We start from the raw sequence: 17,340 nt of genomic DNA, 5'->3' as shown, positions 1-17,340 counted from the left end.
CAATCAAACCTATCCTATTTTCCTGTTGAAAGCCTCTATAATAAGGTTCAGATCGTCATTTCCTATTTCTTTTTTAAGATCAGCGATCTTTAAAAATTCCTGATACAGATAATCAAGCTCAGTTTTAGTAACATCATAGCCGATATGCTTGAATCTGTATGCTAATGCTGAGCGCCCGCTTCTGGCTGTAAGGATAATAGAAGAGGCATTTACCCCAACTTCTGCAGGATCTATGATCTCATAGGTTTCCCTGTTTTTAATGACACCATCCTGATGAATTCCTGAGCTGTGCGCAAAGGCATTGGCTCCTACTATCGCTTTATTCGGCTGTACAGACATTCCCATCAGATCAGAGACCATGGTACTCATCTCATTCAGCATTCTGGAATTGATATCCGTATGCAGATGTAAATTCCTATGCTGCTTCAAGATCATAACCACTTCCTCCAAGGCTGTATTTCCTGCTCTTTCTCCCAATCCGTTGATGGTACATTCGATCTGGCGTGCCCCGTTGACGGCTCCGGCAATGGAATTAGCAGTGGCTAATCCAAGGTCATTATGACAATGGCATGATAAAACCGCTTTTTCAATTCCTTTTACATTCTCTTTCAGGTATTTTATCTTCTGTCCGTACTCTTCCGGCAGGCAATACCCTGTTGTATCAGGGATATTCAGTACTGTTGCTCCGGCTTTGATCACCGCCTCGCACACCTGCGCCAGATACGCATTATCAGTTCTGCCCGCATCCTCTGCATAGAATTCCACATCCTCCACATAGCTTTTCGCATATCTTACAGCTTCTGCAGCACGTTCAATAATATCTTCTCTCGTAGAATTGAATTTATACCTGATGTGAGAATCAGAAGTTCCGATCCCCGTATGTATTCTTGGTTTTTTTGCCCATTTCAATGCTTCAGCCGCCGTATCAATATCCTTTTTATGGGCTCTTGTCAGTCCGCATACCTTTGCGTTTCTTACCAATTTTGAAATTTCCGAAACAGATTCAAAATCTCCCGGACTGGAAATAGGAAATCCTGCTTCAATGATATCAACTCCCAAGGCATCAAGCCTTTCGGCAATAACCAGTTTCTGCTCCGTGTTCAGCTTACATCCCGGAACCTGTTCCCCATCTCTCAGTGTGGTATCAAAAATTTCAATTTTTTCGGAATTCATAAATGAAGTTTTTTACTTAATTTTGGTTCAAAACTACAGCTTGCAATATTTTTTCATTTTCACTTTTTCTGAAAATTACAATATTCAACTGTTGAAGAAACACTCATATCTATTTATTAATCAATATTTTAATATTTAAAAATTTACAATGGCAGAATTGCAGAAAGATTTTTTGTTTGTATTGGTAAAGTCATTGACCACCTCGGAAAAACGACAGTTCAGGCTATATGTCAACCGCCTCGGAATCAACGTAGACGCCAAATTCCTCCTGCTTTTTTCTGAAATAGAAAAGATGAAAGAATATGATGAAAGCATCATTATAGAAAAGAAAATATCAACAAAACAACAGCTTTCCAACCTGAAGGCACACCTTTACAAGCAGATTCTGGTGAGTCTCCGTATGAACCCCAGCCATCAGAATTACAGGATCCAGCTTCGGGAACAGCTGGATTTTGCCAATATTCTATACCAGAAAGGACTTTATAAACAGGCTTTAAAAATATTAGATAAAACGAAGCAGACCGCACTGGAACTGGATGAAAAAAGCATTGCATCTGAAATTATAGACCTGGAAAAGGTGATCGAGTCCCAGTTTATTACCCGAAGTATTGAAGGCCGTGCAGATGAGCTTATCCGGGAATCCCGGGAAATAAGCAAGCAGAACCGTTACACAACAAAGCTTTCGAACCTTTCGCTGAAATTATACAGCGAAATGCTTACCCATGGATATGTAAAAAACGATTCGGACCGTGAAAAAGTTCTGGACCTTTTCAACGAAGAAATTAAAAATATCAGTCTGGAAAAGCTGAATTTTACTGAAAAGCTGTGGTACTTTAAAGCCCATGTCTGGAAAAACCAGCTCCTGCAGGATTATAAATATACTTTGAAATACGCCTATCAGTGGGTAGACCTCTTCCATAAAAAACCAGAGATGATCTTCAGCCATCCGGTCTGGTATATCAAAGGAAACACTTATCTGCTTAAGATCCTGTTCCTGTATGGAAATATTGATATTCTGGAGGAACATTTTGCGAGCTTTAACAAGATGGTCAATGCAGAGAACTTTGCCCAGAATGAAAATCTTCAGGCATTGATCTTTCTTACGCACTACAATACCCTCATGAATATCCACTTTGTAAAAGGGGAATTTTTTGCAGGTACAAAGCTTATTCCTGAAGTTGAGCTTAAAATGGAAAAACTCCGGGAACGGATCGATGAGCACCACTTTATGATCCTTTACCTTAAAATGGCAGCAATGTTTTTCGGCAGTAAAATGTTTGAAAAATCGATCGGATATTCTATGAGGATCATCGAATCCAAAGGAAATGTACAGGAAGATTTATTATTCCATACCAGAATCCTGATCTTAATGGCAAAGTATGAGTCCGGAAATGATGAAGATTATGATGAGTTCATCGCTTCTACCTTAAAGTTTGCTAAAAAAATGAAGAAACCTGAAGAGTTTCATTTTGAAAGCATTCAGTTCTTTAAAAACCTTAATAATCAGGTGCTGGATCAAAAACAGAAGGCATTTGAAAATTTTGATAAAAAGCTGGAAGGATTCTCTAAAAATGAATATTACAGACGATCATTATTTTATATCGACATTCACGGATGGATCAAATCTAAAGTCCGGAATGTAGACGTGATTGAAATTATCAAGCAGAAGGTCAAGTATAAAAGAAAGCATTAAGTAAAACAATTCAACAAGCTGTAATTAAGACATTTAATAAAATTCAATTAATGTTAAAATAAAACATCAAAAAAGCTTGTTCTTATAAATAATATTCTCTCGCAGATTGAGCAGATGACATAAAAAAATCTGCCCGATCTGCTCAATCTGTAAGAGAATAGATTCATCTTAAATATTCTGCCTGCAACTCGCTTTATTTCTCGATACTTTGTATAAAATCCAGCGCATTTCTATGACTTATTTTTTCCATCAATTCAGATGAAAATCTGTTTTCAATCTCTTTGTTGATCGCCGGATAAACAGACGCATTGGAATGTTCAGGAAAGAAAAACGGATGGCGTGCCTTGTCCGGATGATTCTTCCAATAGAAATAGTCTGCTCCATAGGCAATATTATTTTCTCCTCCCAGGTCCAGTCCGTATTGAATATGTTCATACAGCCTTTCCGGACGGTCAAGATCGACATAATCCTTGATGAAATTAAGGCCGATCAGCCCTTTTCTTTTGATCACCTCTTTTGCCAGCTCATCAGGAAGGTTCCTGTTATTTTTGTAAATGCTCCTGTAGTTGGAGTGGCTCGCCAGAACAGGAACTGAATAATTCTTCTGATCAATATAATTGAATATATCATAAGCCAGCTGATCACTTGTATGAGCAAGATCAATCGCAATTTTCCTGTCGGCAATATAATCGATCAAAACCTTTCCATCATCTTTCAGACCAGCAGCAGCATTGTTTCCTCCCCCGAAACGGTTTTCTGAATGATGGGTTATTCCGATATAAAAGACTTTCTGTGTATTTTCAATAATGGTTTCAAGGTTTTTGAAACCGGATTCCAGGCTCTGATCTTCGTCACAGAAAGCGGATGCATTTTCAATGGAAGCTATTACTCCTATCCTGTTTTTATTGTCATCATCTTTATAATTTTCCCCATCAAATAAGAAAAAGCTGTCGTTCTTAATAAGGTTTGAAAACAATTTACTCTGCTCCAGTCCGTAAACGGCACTGTTTGTCCCTGTTCCCGCGTACATCGCCATCACCTGAAGCTTTACGTTTCCTTCCTGTAAATAAGGCAGCGAACAGCCCAGCTCTTTATCATCAATGGCTGAACCTGATCCCAGGAGGTAGTATAGTAAATCACAGTGCAGATCAATATTTATGTTACTCATAACGAATTGTAATTTAGATAATTTTATTTGTTAATAGCATTAAGTTTATTGTCAATGAACTCAACGGAACTGTTTTCAAAGACTTCCAGCAACTGAGGGATAAAATCCCCGAATGTTTTATATTTTTTCCGGTCGGAGTTATAGGTTTTCAGCTTTTCTTCCAGTTGTGGAAGGAAAATAAAATTGTTTTTTAAATGGTATTCTTCAAGCTTTTCGGCTCTTTCAAAATCTTTCTGGATTTTTGCAGTCTGGATTTCTCCCAATCTTACCAGGTGCTCTGCAACACAGATCTGATAATCTCCATACCCTCCTGTTTTGATCATCGTTTCCCTGAGTTTTGATTTCTCAAACAGGTCTTGGAATCTTGTAAGACGATCTTTATATTTATATACCTCTTTATTCACAAAAGAATGTCCGAATTCATGAACGCTTAAAAATCTGGCCTGAAACTGATTATTATACCCAAATTGCCCTGGTTTCTCCACCCTCATAAACGGGCTTGCGATCTCATATATATTCCTGGCTCCTGATTTTAATACGACATCCGTAGCAATACCTCTCCCTTCATTATCTTCAATCGGCCACATCATCATAGGAGAAATAAGTATCGTGTACGAATGAAAACCTTCGCCGTAAAACTGTTCCATCGCATTGGTAAACCCAGCCGGAATCTGTTGATTATATTCATGTATTCCTCCATTATAAAAGTCTTTATGATCTTGAAAAAACTGACCAATGTTCTCCTGGATATAGAATTTTGAAAGTTCAGCGAGGTAATTTTTAATCAGATCAGTTGCTTCCCGGTTCTGTTCTCCGGTCAGATTATTGTTATCAAACCTGTACTCATTGATCCATTCAGAAGAAGGAAATTCTTTGTGATACATTAATGGTTTCATCAGAACATCGTTTCCTGAACCGTATTTTTCCATCAGAATATCATTAAGCTTTGCTGTTGAAACAGCAATATTTGAATTTTTCAAATGGTCGTATTTCTGTAAAGCATTCTTAACAACAGGTTGATAAACAGAACATTCTTTTATTTTGTAAAGTTCAAAATCCTTATTGTTCTTTCTGTGCTCTGCCGAAAGAATTTCTGCCAGGAAGTAGGTCTCAATATTTTTATGGTAAGCCACCGAAAATTTGGATCTATTTTTCTGTGAAAACCCCAATGCGAAACTCAGCGAGACAAAAACGACCAGTGCCTTTTTCATTTTTAATATTAATTCTCATTCTAAATATATGCTAATATAGTATTTTATCTAAAAAATGCGTATTTTTGCCTCTTAAAATTTCTTAGTAAACAATGATAAAAATTACACTTCCAGACAATAGTGTCAAAGAATTCGAGGGAGCAGTTACTCCCCTAGATGTGGCAAAATCTATAAGCGAGGGATTGGCTAGAAATACCATTTCCGCAATTGTTAATGACAAACAAGTAGAGACGACCACGCCTATAACCACGGATTCTACGCTACAGCTTTTGACCTGGAACGATGATCTTGGAAAGAAGGCTTTCTGGCATTCTTCTGCCCACCTTTTGGCGCAGGCTATCCTTGAATTTTATCCTGATGCTAAGTTGACCATTGGTCCGGCCATTGAGAACGGATTCTACTATGATGTGGATTTCGGAGATGAAAGCTTATCTGAAAAAGATTTTGAGAAGATCGAAAAAAAGATCCTTGAAAATGCAAAGAAAGGCTCAACGTTCTCTTTATACCCGGTTTCTAAAGAAGATGCTTTAAAGACGTATGCTGATAACCCTTACAAAGTGGAGCTGATCTCTAATCTTAATGATGGAGAAATCACTTTTGTAACCCACGATAACTTTACAGATCTGTGCCGTGGAGGACACATTCCCAATACAGGAATTGTAAAGGCTGTGAAGATCTTAAATGCCGCAGGAGCGTATTGGAGAGGAAATGAAAAGAACCCTCAGCTGACGAGAGTTTACGGTATTTCTTTCCCTAAGCAGAAAGAACTTACTGAATATCTTGAAAGATTAGAAGAAGCTAAAAGAAGAGACCACAGAAAGCTTGGTAAAGAACTTGGAATTTTCGCATTTTCTGAAAAAGTAGGTGCAGGGCTACCACTTTGGCTGCCAAAAGGAACCGCTTTAAGAAGAAAACTGGAAAATTTCCTTTCAGAAGCACAGAAAAAAGGAGGGTATGAATTTGTAATGACTCCTCATATCGGGGCAAAAGAATTGTATGTCACTTCAGGACACTGGGATAAATATGGAGCAGACAGCTTCCAGCCGATCAAAACTCCGAATGAAGGAGAAGAATTCCTTCTAAAACCAATGAACTGTCCTCACCACTGTGAAATTTATAAAACTTCGCAATGGAGCTACAGAGATTTACCAAAAAGATATGCAGAATTCGGTACTGTATACAGATATGAGCAAAGTGGAGAGCTTCACGGATTAACAAGAGTTCGTGGATTTACTCAGGATGATGCTCACCTTTTCTGTACTCCGGATCAGCTTTCCGAAGAATTTGAGAAAGTAATCGATTTAACGCTGTATGTTTTCAAATCATTAGGATTTGAAGATTTTGTGACTCAGGTATCTTTAAGAGATCCTGAAAACAGAGACAAATATATCGGATCTGATGAGAACTGGGAGAAAGCAGAGAGCGCGATCATCAATGCAGCAGAAAAGAAAGGATTAAAAACGGTAATAGAATATGGTGAAGCTGCATTCTACGGTCCTAAGCTTGATTTCATGGTGAAAGATGCATTGGGAAGAAAATGGCAGCTGGGAACCATCCAGGTAGATTACAACTTACCGGAAAGATTTGATCTTCACTATATAGGAAGTGATAATGAAAAGCACAGACCGGTAATGATTCACAGAGCGCCTTTCGGTTCTATGGAGCGTTTTATCGCGATCTTATTAGAAAATACGGCAGGTGATTTTCCGCTGTGGCTGAGCCCGGATCAGTTTATTATTCTACCGATCAGTGAAAAATATGTAGATTATTCAAAAAAAGTTTCACAATTTTTGGAAAATCACGATATTAGCGGTCAGATTGACGACAGAAACGAGAAGACCGGTAAAAAGATCCGTGATGCTGAATTGAAAAAGATCCCTTTCATGCTTGTTGTAGGAGAAAATGAAGAAAAAGAAGGCACAATTTCTGTAAGAAGACGTGGCGAAGGAGATCTTGGAGTGATGAAACTGGAGGATTTCGTTACTTACTTTAAAAAGGAGGCAGCAATTTAATAAGATTAAAAAAATTAAGGTATTGAGAGATTCATAGATTATTAATTTCTAAATTTCTCAATCTTTTAATAGAAAATAGAAAGTTAACCAATAAAATTATAATACAATAGCACAAAGATTTAACAACAGGGGCCCACAGAGACGTCCGGTACAAGAGGACGCTCACTTGATCAACGATAAAATTCGTGTGAGAGAGCTTCGTTTAGTGGGCGATAACGTAGAGCCGGGAGTTTATCCAATCGATAAAGCAAGACAGCTTGCTACAGAACAGGAATTGGATCTTGTAGTAATTTCCGATAAGGCAGAACCATTTATTGCGAGAATATTAGACTATAAAAAGTTTTTATACGAGCAAAAGAAAAAACAGAAGGAACTTAAAGCAAAGCAGGTAAAAGTGGTTGTAAAAGAGATCCGTTTCGGGCCTCAGACTGATGATCACGACTACGAATTCAAGAAAAAGCATGCTGAAAAATTCCTTGAAGAAGGTTCTAAGCTAAAGACCTACGTATTTTTTAAAGGACGTTCAATTATCTTTAAGGACCAGGGAGAAATCTTGCTTTTAAAACTAGCCCAGGAACTGGAGCATGTTGGTAAAGTTGATCAGCTTCCTAAACTTGAAGGGAAAAGGATGATAATGATGATGAGTCCAAAAAAACCGGCAAAATAATTCAATTATTATTTTACATATAAACCTCAAAGTAACTTTGAGGTTTTTTTTATTTTATTGAATTATTATCCTATATCAAGACTCAGGGAAAAATTTCGGCATAGATTTGTTATGATATAAAGATCAATCCATTATTAATAACAAAAAAAGAACCTATGAGCACACTTACATTAAAAGACGGAACAGAGATCTATTACAAAGACTGGGGAAAAGGACAGACGATCTTCTTTCACCACGGATGGCCGCTATCAAGTGATGATTGGGATGCCCAAATGTTTTTCTTCCTGGAACAGGGTTACAGGGTAATTGCCCATGACAGAAGAGGCCATGGAAGGTCTGAGCAGACTCCTTACGGACATGATATGGATACTTACGCATCTGATGTAGCGGAAATCGTTGAAGCACTGGACCTGAAAGATGTCATCCATGTCGGACACTCTACGGGCGGTGGAGAGGTTATCCGATATGTTGCAAAGCATGGTAACGGAAGGGTTGCAAAAGCAGTTCTGGTAAGTGCTGTAACACCGATTATGGTTCAGAATGAAAACAACCCGAACGGAGTTCCTGTTTCTGTGTTTGACGATATCAGGAATAATACGGCTAACCACAGGCAGCAGTTCTTTATTGACATTACCTTCCCTTTTTATGGGTATAACAGAGAAGGAGCCAATGTTTCCGAAGGAATCCAGAGAAACTGGTGGAAACAGGGAATGAACGGCTCTATCAAAGCTCATTATGACTGTATCAAAGCCTTCTCCGAAACAGATTTCACAGAAGATCTTAAGAGTGTGGACATTCCCGTACTGGTGATGCATGGTGAAGATGATCAGATCGTACCGTTTGAAACAACAGGTAAAGTGGCTGCTACTCTGCTTAAAAACGGTAAGCTCATCTCCTATCCCGGGTTTCCTCATGGTATGCCGACTACGGAAGCAGAGACCATCAACAGAGATCTTTTGATTTTTTTTAAGTCGTAGATTTACAGACTAAGAGCCTGTTTTAAATTTAATTGCCAATAATTTTGTCTAATTAATTTAATGCTTTATTTTTTTATTTTCCCGCTGATTTTGCAGATTCAGCAGATCATTATTCCTAAATCAGATCAGCGAGATTTGCAAAATCAGTGAGAAATAATATTTTAATACAAATTTAAGCAGGCTATAAAATACCATAACGATTAATATCGTTAAAAGCTTCAGCCACCAATGCGCAAATCCTTTTTATTTGTGTGTTTGTGACTTGTAAATAAATAGTATTGAGCATCCAAAATGGATGCAGAAGCTGGAATATTTAGAAATCATGATGTGTTTTCTTTACAGCAATTTTAAGTCTGAATATCCATGATTATACTTTCCTTGTCAGGAAGCTTAAAAATCCTTTCAGGTATCACTTTTTTTTCGTAATTTTGCAAACTATTATTCCTAATGTCTTTAGGAAACCATAAACAGATATTGATAACAAAACAATAAAAAAGCAAAACAATGCCAAAATTAAAAACGAAATCAGGTGCTAAGAAACGTTTTGCTCTTACCGGATCCGGTAAGATCAAAAGAAAAAACGCTTACAAAAGCCACATCTTAACTAAGAAAGAAACCAAGCAGAAGAGAAATCTTACTACTACTTCTTACGTAGCTAAAGTGGACGAGAAAAGCGTTCAACGTCAATTAGCAATTAAGTAGTTTTTATAAATCTATATTCGGTTTATAAGAATTCAAAACAAATTCAAAATTTTAACCCTGAAACGGAGCCTATAAGAGTAACATCAGTTGCCGCCCTTTTCAAAAAAACAATTTAAATTATGCCTAGATCAGTAAATGCAGTAGCTTCAAGAGCTCGCAGAAAAAAAATTATTAAGCAAGCTAAAGGTTTTTTCGGTAGAAGAAAGAACGTTTGGACTGTAGCTAAAAACGCGGTAGAAAAAGCAATGCAATATGCTTACCGTGGTAGAAAAGAGAAAAAGAGAAATTTCAGAGCACTTTGGATCACTCGTATCAACGCGGGAACCAGAGAGCATGGAATGTCTTACTCTCAATTTATGGGAGCTCTTAAAAAGAACAACATCGAGCTTAACAGAAAAGTTTTAGCAGATTTAGCAATGAATCACCCTGAAGCTTTCAAAGCTGTTGTAGATCAAGTAAAATAATGTAGAATACTATTTTGTTATCAATATAATCCCGGGTTTTTCCCGGGTTTTTTATTGTATTATATTCAGAGCCTGTTTAAATTTAATTGCTAATCATTTTGTCTAATTAATTTAATGCTTTATTTTTTATTTTCCCGCTGATTTGGCCGATTCAGCAGATCATTATTCGTAAATCGAATCAGCGAGATTTGCAAAATCAGCGAGAAATAATATTTTAATACAAATTTAAACAGGCTCTCAGCATTTAAGAATCTGTGTATTGGCATTCCTGCCAGTGATATTCAAATTATTAGTCATAAGAAGGTTAGAAAGTAATAATTTTTATGAATTTATCTGAATTGCTATTTAATCCCAACAATTTATGGCCTAATCTGAAAAGCGAAGAAAAAAATAAACAAATTTCTCCGATCAGATGAGTGTCAGACTGTTATAATGATAAATTGTATAATAAGATATATTATTATTGAAAAACTAATTAAAACGGCGTAAATAGCTCATAATTAATAACAAATAATCCCGATTTATTATTATATTAGCAATCAATTAACAGTATAACAAAAATGAAAAGAATTGCGGCTTTTTTGTTGGCTTCTGTTGCAGTACAAAGCATTGCTGCACAGAGTTTTATTCAGGCTTACAAAGACCGGTCGGATATGGTTTCTCAGGCCAATATCAACACAAATCTCCAGGAGTTTGCCGGTTTTGGAATAAAAGAGACAGGAACCACAGCTAATAACAATGCTTTGGACTGGCTTAAAACTAAATATCTGTCTTACGGATATGCTGCGAATGAAATGACAGAAGACTCTTTCACTTATAATAATAGCAGCTCAAAGAATCTGATCATTACCAAGACAGGAACCTTATATCCTGACAAGTATGTTATTATCTGCGGGCATTATGATACCATTGGCGGGCCCGGAGTTAGCGATAACGGGAGCGGAACTTCCATTATCCTGGAGGCAGCAAGAATATTGAAAGATGTTCCCACTGAGTATTCCATAAAGTTCATTCATTTTTCAGGAGAGGAGCAGGGACTCGTCGGCAGCCTGCATTATGTAAACAATGTGGCTTATGAAGGAGGCATCCGTAAATTGGATATAAAGCTTGTTTTAAATATTGATCAGGTAGGAGGACTCATAGGTAACACCAATGATACAATTATATGTGAAAAAGATATAGCAGGAATGTCCGCCAATAATGCGCCTTCTGCTACAATTACCCAGGAGTTGGCTACATGTACGGGCCTCTACTCTCCTCTTCAGTCCTTTATTTCTAATGCCTATGCTTCTGATTATATGCCATTTGAGGCCAAAGGATATGTTATTACCGGATTTTATGAATATACGAGAAGTTATAATGAGCATAGCCCGGCAGATACCTACGCCAATATTGATCCGGTATATGTTTTTAATGTAGGCAAAGCTGCGGTAGGCGCCTTACAGCATTTTGCGGTTGCCACTACAGTCAACAATCTTTTAAGTACCCATGATGCATCTGTACAGCATTCACCGGAAGCCATCAGAATTTATCCTAACCCGGCAAAAGACATTATTACCATTGAATTTCCGCAAAGAGCTAAACCGTCTTTTAAAATTGAAATTAATGATATGGCCGGAAATCTAGTATTAAATGCTGAAAATCAGGAAAAAATAAATACTTCAGCTCTTAAAAGCGGAGTCTATATGGTTACGATAAAGACAGATAAGGGAAATACAACCAGAAAAATAATTATTGAAAAATAAATATATAGCATCCGGAATATACGATCACAGTATATTCTATAAAAGTATACAGATACCATAATATATCATAAAAAATGAAAAAAATCGCTGCTTTTTTGTTGACTTCCATAGCTTTACATAATATTGGAGCCCAGACTTTTATCCAAGCTTATCAGGACAGGGCTGATATGGTGACTCAAACCAATATTACGACCTATCTTCAGGAATTTGCCAATTTAGGGGTAAAAACTACCGGTTCACAAGCTAATGCGGACGCATTGACATGGCTTAAAAATAAATATATTTCTTACGGCTATTCAGCCAGCCAGATCGTGGAGGATCCTTTCAGTTATGGGGCCAATGGCTCTAAAAATTTAATCATTACAAAAACAGGAACAGTGTATCCTGATAAGTATGTGATCATCTGTGGGCATTTTGACAGTATTAACGGTGTGGGCGTGAATGATAACGGAAGCGGAACTTCCATCATCCTTGAAGCGGCAAGAATTATGAAAGATGTTCCCACGGAATACTCCATAAAGTTCATTCATTTTTCCGGGGAAGAGCAAGGTCTTATCGGTAGTTTCCACTACGTAAATTCGGTAGTTTATCAGGGAAGCAACCGCATGCTGGACATAAAACTGGTCTTTAATCTTGACCAGGTAGGCGGTGTGATGGGCAATAACAATAATACGGTCTACTGTGATCAGGATATGGGAGGCCTTTCTTCAAATAATGCCGCTTCCGCGGTAGTAACCCAGGAGCTGAGAAACTGTACTGCTCTGTATTCTCCTCTTCAGACTGCTGTAGATCCTGCAGAGAATACCGATTACATTCCTTTTGAACAAAAAGGAGAAGTGATCACCGGTTTTTTTGAAAGAATAAGAAGTACCTATCCGCACACTACACAGGATACTTTTGCCAATACAGATCCTGTATATATCTATAATATAGGAAAAGCGTCTTTAGGGGCATTACAGCATTTTGCCGTTGCCAACAGTACACTGGGTACTCATGAAGCTGTTGTAAAAAATTCTCTGGAAAACTTAAAAATATATCCCAATCCTGTAAAAGATGTTATCAATATTGAGCTTCCGGATTCCAGTATAAGAAAGTTCAGTTTTGAATTAACCGATTTCTCGGGACGGTCTTTATTTATTAAAAAAGATAATGAAACAAAGATCAATGTTTCCGGATTGGAAAACGGGGCCTATATCGGGGTTATAAAAGCAGGTGATAAGACCGTGGTAAGAAAAGTTCTGATCGAGAGATAACTTTTAATAGCCCAATAAAAACATTTTACTGAAACCTTTGAATTATTTTCAAAGGTTTTTTAAATTATAAAAAACCAGGGAAAGCATATCGTTTTATTAAAGTAATAGTTAATGTTTTAATATATTTTCAAAACATTAAACACTTTATTGTGATTTATTTACTACATTCGCATTACCCAAATAATATAAACAATATGAAAAAACTTACCACATTGCTGTGTACCTCACTGATCATGCAGAGTATCAGCGCACAGACTTTTATCCAGGCTTATAAGAACAGAGCTGATCTGGTTACCCAGGCCAATATCACCACCAATCTTCAGGAGTTTGCCAATTTAGGAGTGAAGACTACCGGTTCACAAGCCAATGCCAATACTTTAAACTGGATCAAGAACAAATATATCTCTTACGGATATACGGCCGGCCAGATTGAAGAAAGTCCCTTTAGCTTCGGATCGACCAGTTCAAAGAATCTGATCATCACCAAAACCGGAACCCTCTATCCCAACAAATATGTAATTATATGCGGACATTTTGATACCATCTATGGTCCGGGCGTAAATGATAACGGCAGCGGTACTTCCATCATCTTAGAAGCAGCAAGAATATTAAAGAATGTCCCTACTGAATATTCCATAAAGTTCATTCATTTTTCCGGGGAAGAGCAAGGACTCAGAGGCAGCAGCCATTACGTCAATAATGTGGTGTATCAGGGAGGAGTTCGTAAGTTGGATATAAAGCTGGTTTTTAATCTTGATCAGGTAGGTGGCGTAAAGGGGAATAATAATAACACCGTATACTGTGATGAAGATCAGGGAGGACTTTCTTCAAACAATGCAGCCTCTGCTGCAGTAACACAACAGCTGAGAAACTGTACGGCACTCTACTCTCCCCTTCAGACGGCTGTAGATCCTGCTGCAGATACCGATTATATTCCTTTTGAGCAAAAAGGGGAAGTAATCACCGGCTTTTTTGAAAGAATAAGAAGCACCTATCCTCATACCACAAAAGATACTTTTGCCAATGTAGATCCTGTATATGTTTACAATATCGGAAAAGCTACGGTGGGAGCATTACAGCATTTTGCCGTTGCTGCCACCACATCCGGAACAGCTAAAAATGCATCAAAGAGCGCTTTGGATATGGCGAAGATCTACCCTAACCCTGCAAGCAGCATTTTAAATATTGAGCTACCGGATGCCAAAGACACCGATTTCAGTTTTGAAATGACTAATTCAGCAGGAAGATCTATGCTTAAAGTAAACAACGAAACAAAGATCAATGTTTCCACGTTGGAAAACGGAGTTTATATCGGAGTATTGAAAGCCGGTGACCAGACCCTCGTAAAGAATATTCTGATAGAGAAATAAAAGTAACAATTATGAAAAAAGGCTTTCTCACATTTGAGAAAGCCTTTTTATTTTTATGGCGCAAAGTCTATGAGCCTGTTTAAATTTAATTGCTAATAATTTATCTCTGATAAAATTTATATTAAACACTTATCATGTATTTCAAAGGTTTATCTGTTTCTGTTTCGAAGGACTTTTTCTATATCTTCCAACGAAAATCCTTTCGCTTTCAATAAGATCAGGAAATGATAAAGCAGATCGGCTGCTTCATTTTTGAAGAGATCTTCATCATGATCCTTGGCTTCAATCACGAGTTCTACCGCTTCCTCTCCTACTTTTTGAGCAACCTTATTGATTCCCCGGCTGTATAGTGAATAGGTATAGGAATCTTCTGCTTTGCTGTCGATCCTTTGGGATACCTTTTCTTCCAGCTCATATAAAAAGCCTTTTGAATCCTTTTGTCCGAAGCAGCTAAAGCTTCCGGTATGGCACACCACATTTCTGGGTACAGCTTTGATTAAAACCGTATCCTGATCACAGTCTGTATCTATGCTTTTGACCGTTAAAAAATTACTCGACTCCTCTCCTTTGGTCCACAGCCTGTTTTTGGAACGGCTGAAAAAAGTAACTCTTCCTTCTTTTTTTGTCTTTTCAAAAGCTTCTTCATTCATATAACCTAACATTAAAACCTGCAGGGTTCTGTCATCCTGAATAATTACAGGAACAAGGCCATTATCTTTATTAAAATCAATATTCATCGTATTTCTACATTTTGTGTTTTTAACTGTTGCTTTAATTCCTGAATGCTTAATTCTCCAAAATGAAAAATGCTGGCTGCCAATGCTCCTGTAGCTTTTGTCTCATTGAATGCTTTAATAAAATCGGCAACGGTTCCTGCTCCTCCGGAAGCGATCACCGGAATGCTGATATTTTCCGAAACAAGCTTTGTGACCCGGAGATCAAAACCGCTTTTTGTTCCGTCCCCATCCATAGAAGTCAAAAGGATTTCACCGGCTCCCAATGAAGTGGCTTTTTTTGCCCACTCCAAAGTATTCAGGTCAGTTGCCTGTTTTCCGCCTTTAATGTGAACAAGATCTGAATTCCCTACCCGTTTTGTATCAATGGCGACTACAACACACTGACTTCCGAATTCTTTTGCCAGCTCAGAGATCAGCTGCGGATCTTTTACCGCAGAAGAATTGACACTGATCTTATCCGCACCGGCTTCCAGAAGCCTTCTCACATCCTCAACCGTAGAAATTCCACCTCCTACGGTAAACGGAATGCTAAGTTCCTTTGCAATGTCCTTTACCAGCCCCACAAATGTTTTCCTGTTTTCAAGAGTCGCCGTAATATCGAGAAAGACAAGCTCATCAGCTCCTTCCTGTTCATATTTTTTGGCCAGTTCCACAGGATCTCCGGCATTCTTAAGGTCTTCAAAATTGATTCCCTTTACCGTACATCCGTCTTTGATATCCAGACATGGAATAATTCTTTTTTTAAGCATTTTCAATGAAATTTTGAAGTTGTTGTAAGCTTATTCTGCCTTCATAAATAGCTTTTCCTATAATAGCTCCGGAACATCCGATATCTTTCATTTTATAGACATCTTTGATGCCTGAGATTCCGCCGCTCGCTGTCAGCTGCACTGCCGTTTTATATAAAATCTCAATATACAGGCCTGTGGAAGGACCTTCCAGCATTCCATCCTTTGAAATATCAGTACATATCGCAGCTTGAACTCCTTTTTCCTGATAATGGAGAATGAAGTCAACAACATCTCTGTCACTGCCTTCCTGCCAGCCTGAAGTCCTGATCTTCCGGTCTTCAAAATCTGCTCCCAGAATGATCTTATCAGCACCATATCTTTCAATGGCTTGATAACAAAACTCCGGGTCCTGAACGGCTATGCTTCCCAACGTGATCTGCCTGGCTCCGGAATCAAATGCTGTTTCTATATCCTGCCGGGTTTTTAAACCACCTCCAAAATCAATATGCAATGAAGTCGATCTGGCAATTTCCTCCAAAACTTTCTGATTCACAATATGTTTTGATTTTGCTCCATCGAGGTCCACCAGGTGAAGAAAGCGAATTCCAAAGCTTTCAAACTCTTTCGCCACTTCTACAGGGTCTTCATTGTATATTTTTTTTGTACTGTAATCTCCTTTTGAAAGACGGACACATTTGCCGTCTATAATATCAATTGCCGGAATAATTTTCATTCGTCTATTTTTTAGGTTGCCGTCTTCTGCGGTTATTATTTTTGTTGATTGAAATGCCTTGATTTATGCTATTTCTGTAAAATACATCATAGGCATTCCATCATGAAAGGTTGATAAAGTTGCTCAATATAAGATTGCCCACACTTCCCGATTTTTCCGGGTGAAACTGCACAGCATGGAAATTATCTTTCTGCAGGGAAGCACTGAAAGGTAGGATATAATCACAAACAGAAGTCGTGTAGTCTGACAGTTCGCAATAATAGCTGTGCACAAAGTAGACATCACTTTCCCGCCTGATCCCGGAGAGCACCGGAGAATCCTGTCCTGAAACTGTATTCCAGCCCATATGAGGAACCAGATCCTGTGGTGGAAACTTTCTGACCCTGATATCAAATATCCCCATTCCTTCAGTATTTCCTTCTTCATTATGCTTACACATCAGCTGCATTCCCAGACATATTCCCAAAACAGGCTGCTTCAAGCCTGGAATAAGTGCATCAAGTCCTTTTTCCTTTAACAGTTTCATGGTAGATGATGCCTCACCCACACCAGGGAATATCACCTTATCAGCTTTTATAATCAGTTCCGGATCATCCGTGATGACAGAATTTACTTTCAACCTGTCCAAAGCATTCTGAACAGAATTGACATTTCCTCCATTATATTTTATTATTGCTATCATAGTTTTAAAATAATTGAATAGT

The 17,340-nt window shown here is 37.9% G+C and carries 16 protein-coding genes; 9 read left to right on the top strand and 7 right to left on the bottom strand.

Features of this window, described 5'->3' with window-relative positions:
- Nucleotides 1–9 precede the first annotated feature (9 nt).
- Nucleotides 10–1,173 carry a 2-isopropylmalate synthase gene (locus AC4IF5_RS09780; protein ID WP_490734004.1) on the bottom strand — a complete coding sequence of 388 codons (1,164 nt, stop codon included), beginning with the start codon at nt 1,171–1,173 and terminating at the stop codon, nt 10–12.
- Nucleotides 1,174–1,321: 148 nt separating this feature from the next.
- Between AC4IF5_RS09780 and AC4IF5_RS09775 the strand changes: the two genes are divergently transcribed.
- Nucleotides 1,322–2,866, top strand: coding sequence for a hypothetical protein (locus tag AC4IF5_RS09775; RefSeq protein ID WP_490734002.1), 1,545 nt, complete (start codon nt 1,322–1,324; stop codon nt 2,864–2,866).
- A gap of 193 nt (nt 2,867–3,059) precedes the next feature.
- On the opposite strand, the gene AC4IF5_RS09770 is transcribed toward AC4IF5_RS09775, so the two are convergent.
- Both AC4IF5_RS09770 and AC4IF5_RS09765 read right to left on the bottom strand, forming a co-directional pair.
- Nucleotides 3,060–4,034: a dipeptidase gene (locus tag AC4IF5_RS09770; protein WP_490734000.1), complete on the bottom strand. Its 975-nt coding sequence runs from the start codon at nt 4,032–4,034 to the stop codon at nt 3,060–3,062.
- Nucleotides 4,035–4,057: 23 nt separating this feature from the next.
- The gene (locus AC4IF5_RS09765) at nt 4,058–5,245 is read right to left on the bottom strand and encodes a DUF4932 domain-containing protein (protein ID WP_490733998.1); all 1,188 of its coding nucleotides are present in this window, start codon (nt 5,243–5,245) and stop codon (nt 4,058–4,060) included.
- A gap of 92 nt (nt 5,246–5,337) precedes the next feature.
- Between AC4IF5_RS09765 and thrS the strand changes: the two genes are divergently transcribed.
- The 8 genes from thrS (at nt 5,338) to AC4IF5_RS09725 (ending at nt 14,435) form a co-directional block, all read left to right on the top strand.
- On the top strand, nt 5,338–7,257 hold the full coding sequence (gene thrS, locus AC4IF5_RS09760; protein ID WP_490733996.1) for a threonine--tRNA ligase: 1,920 nt from the start codon (nt 5,338–5,340) through the stop codon (nt 7,255–7,257).
- Between the two features lie 166 nt (nt 7,258–7,423).
- Nucleotides 7,424–7,924 (top strand): translation initiation factor IF-3, encoded by a 501-nt coding sequence (infC, locus tag AC4IF5_RS09755; RefSeq protein WP_172617123.1) that lies wholly within the window; start codon nt 7,424–7,426, stop codon nt 7,922–7,924.
- A 155-nt stretch (nt 7,925–8,079) separates the two neighbouring features.
- Nucleotides 8,080–8,901: an alpha/beta fold hydrolase gene (locus AC4IF5_RS09750; RefSeq protein ID WP_490733994.1), complete on the top strand. Its 822-nt coding sequence runs from the start codon at nt 8,080–8,082 to the stop codon at nt 8,899–8,901.
- A 504-nt stretch (nt 8,902–9,405) separates the two neighbouring features.
- Nucleotides 9,406–9,603: a 50S ribosomal protein L35 gene (gene rpmI, locus AC4IF5_RS09745; RefSeq protein WP_002979658.1), complete on the top strand. Its 198-nt coding sequence runs from the start codon at nt 9,406–9,408 to the stop codon at nt 9,601–9,603.
- 119 nt (nt 9,604–9,722) lie between these two features.
- The gene (rplT, locus tag AC4IF5_RS09740; RefSeq protein WP_490733991.1) at nt 9,723–10,067 is read left to right on the top strand and encodes a 50S ribosomal protein L20; all 345 of its coding nucleotides are present in this window, start codon (nt 9,723–9,725) and stop codon (nt 10,065–10,067) included.
- 560 nt (nt 10,068–10,627) lie between these two features.
- A complete protein-coding gene (locus AC4IF5_RS09735; RefSeq protein ID WP_490733989.1) occupies nt 10,628–11,812 on the top strand; it encodes a M28 family peptidase in 1,185 nt (394 codons plus the stop codon).
- 74 nt (nt 11,813–11,886) lie between these two features.
- On the top strand, nt 11,887–13,065 hold the full coding sequence (locus AC4IF5_RS09730; RefSeq protein ID WP_490733987.1) for a M28 family peptidase: 1,179 nt from the start codon (nt 11,887–11,889) through the stop codon (nt 13,063–13,065).
- Nucleotides 13,066–13,259: 194 nt separating this feature from the next.
- Nucleotides 13,260–14,435 carry a M28 family peptidase gene (locus AC4IF5_RS09725; RefSeq protein ID WP_490733985.1) on the top strand — a complete coding sequence of 392 codons (1,176 nt, stop codon included), beginning with the start codon at nt 13,260–13,262 and terminating at the stop codon, nt 14,433–14,435.
- Nucleotides 14,436–14,584: 149 nt separating this feature from the next.
- Here the strand turns inward: AC4IF5_RS09725 and hisIE are convergent, their stop codons facing one another.
- The 4 genes from hisIE to hisH form a co-directional block, all read right to left on the bottom strand.
- Nucleotides 14,585–15,172 carry a bifunctional phosphoribosyl-AMP cyclohydrolase/phosphoribosyl-ATP diphosphatase HisIE gene (hisIE, locus tag AC4IF5_RS09720; RefSeq protein WP_490733983.1) on the bottom strand — a complete coding sequence of 196 codons (588 nt, stop codon included), beginning with the start codon at nt 15,170–15,172 and terminating at the stop codon, nt 14,585–14,587.
- Nucleotides 15,169–15,921: an imidazole glycerol phosphate synthase subunit HisF gene (hisF, locus tag AC4IF5_RS09715; RefSeq protein ID WP_490733981.1), complete on the bottom strand. Its 753-nt coding sequence runs from the start codon at nt 15,919–15,921 to the stop codon at nt 15,169–15,171. The genes hisIE and hisF overlap by 4 nt, the downstream gene beginning before the upstream one ends.
- Nucleotides 15,914–16,636 carry a 1-(5-phosphoribosyl)-5-[(5-phosphoribosylamino)methylideneamino]imidazole-4-carboxamide isomerase gene (hisA, locus tag AC4IF5_RS09710; protein WP_490733979.1) on the bottom strand — a complete coding sequence of 241 codons (723 nt, stop codon included), beginning with the start codon at nt 16,634–16,636 and terminating at the stop codon, nt 15,914–15,916. The genes hisF and hisA overlap by 8 nt, the downstream gene beginning before the upstream one ends.
- 100 nt (nt 16,637–16,736) lie before the next feature.
- Nucleotides 16,737–17,318: an imidazole glycerol phosphate synthase subunit HisH gene (gene hisH, locus AC4IF5_RS09705; RefSeq protein ID WP_490733977.1), complete on the bottom strand. Its 582-nt coding sequence runs from the start codon at nt 17,316–17,318 to the stop codon at nt 16,737–16,739.
- Nucleotides 17,319–17,340: the final 22 nt, after the last annotated feature.

The organism is Chryseobacterium sp. UF-290, assembly GCF_058245615.1.
This window is presented reverse-complemented; position numbering and strand designations above follow the sequence as displayed.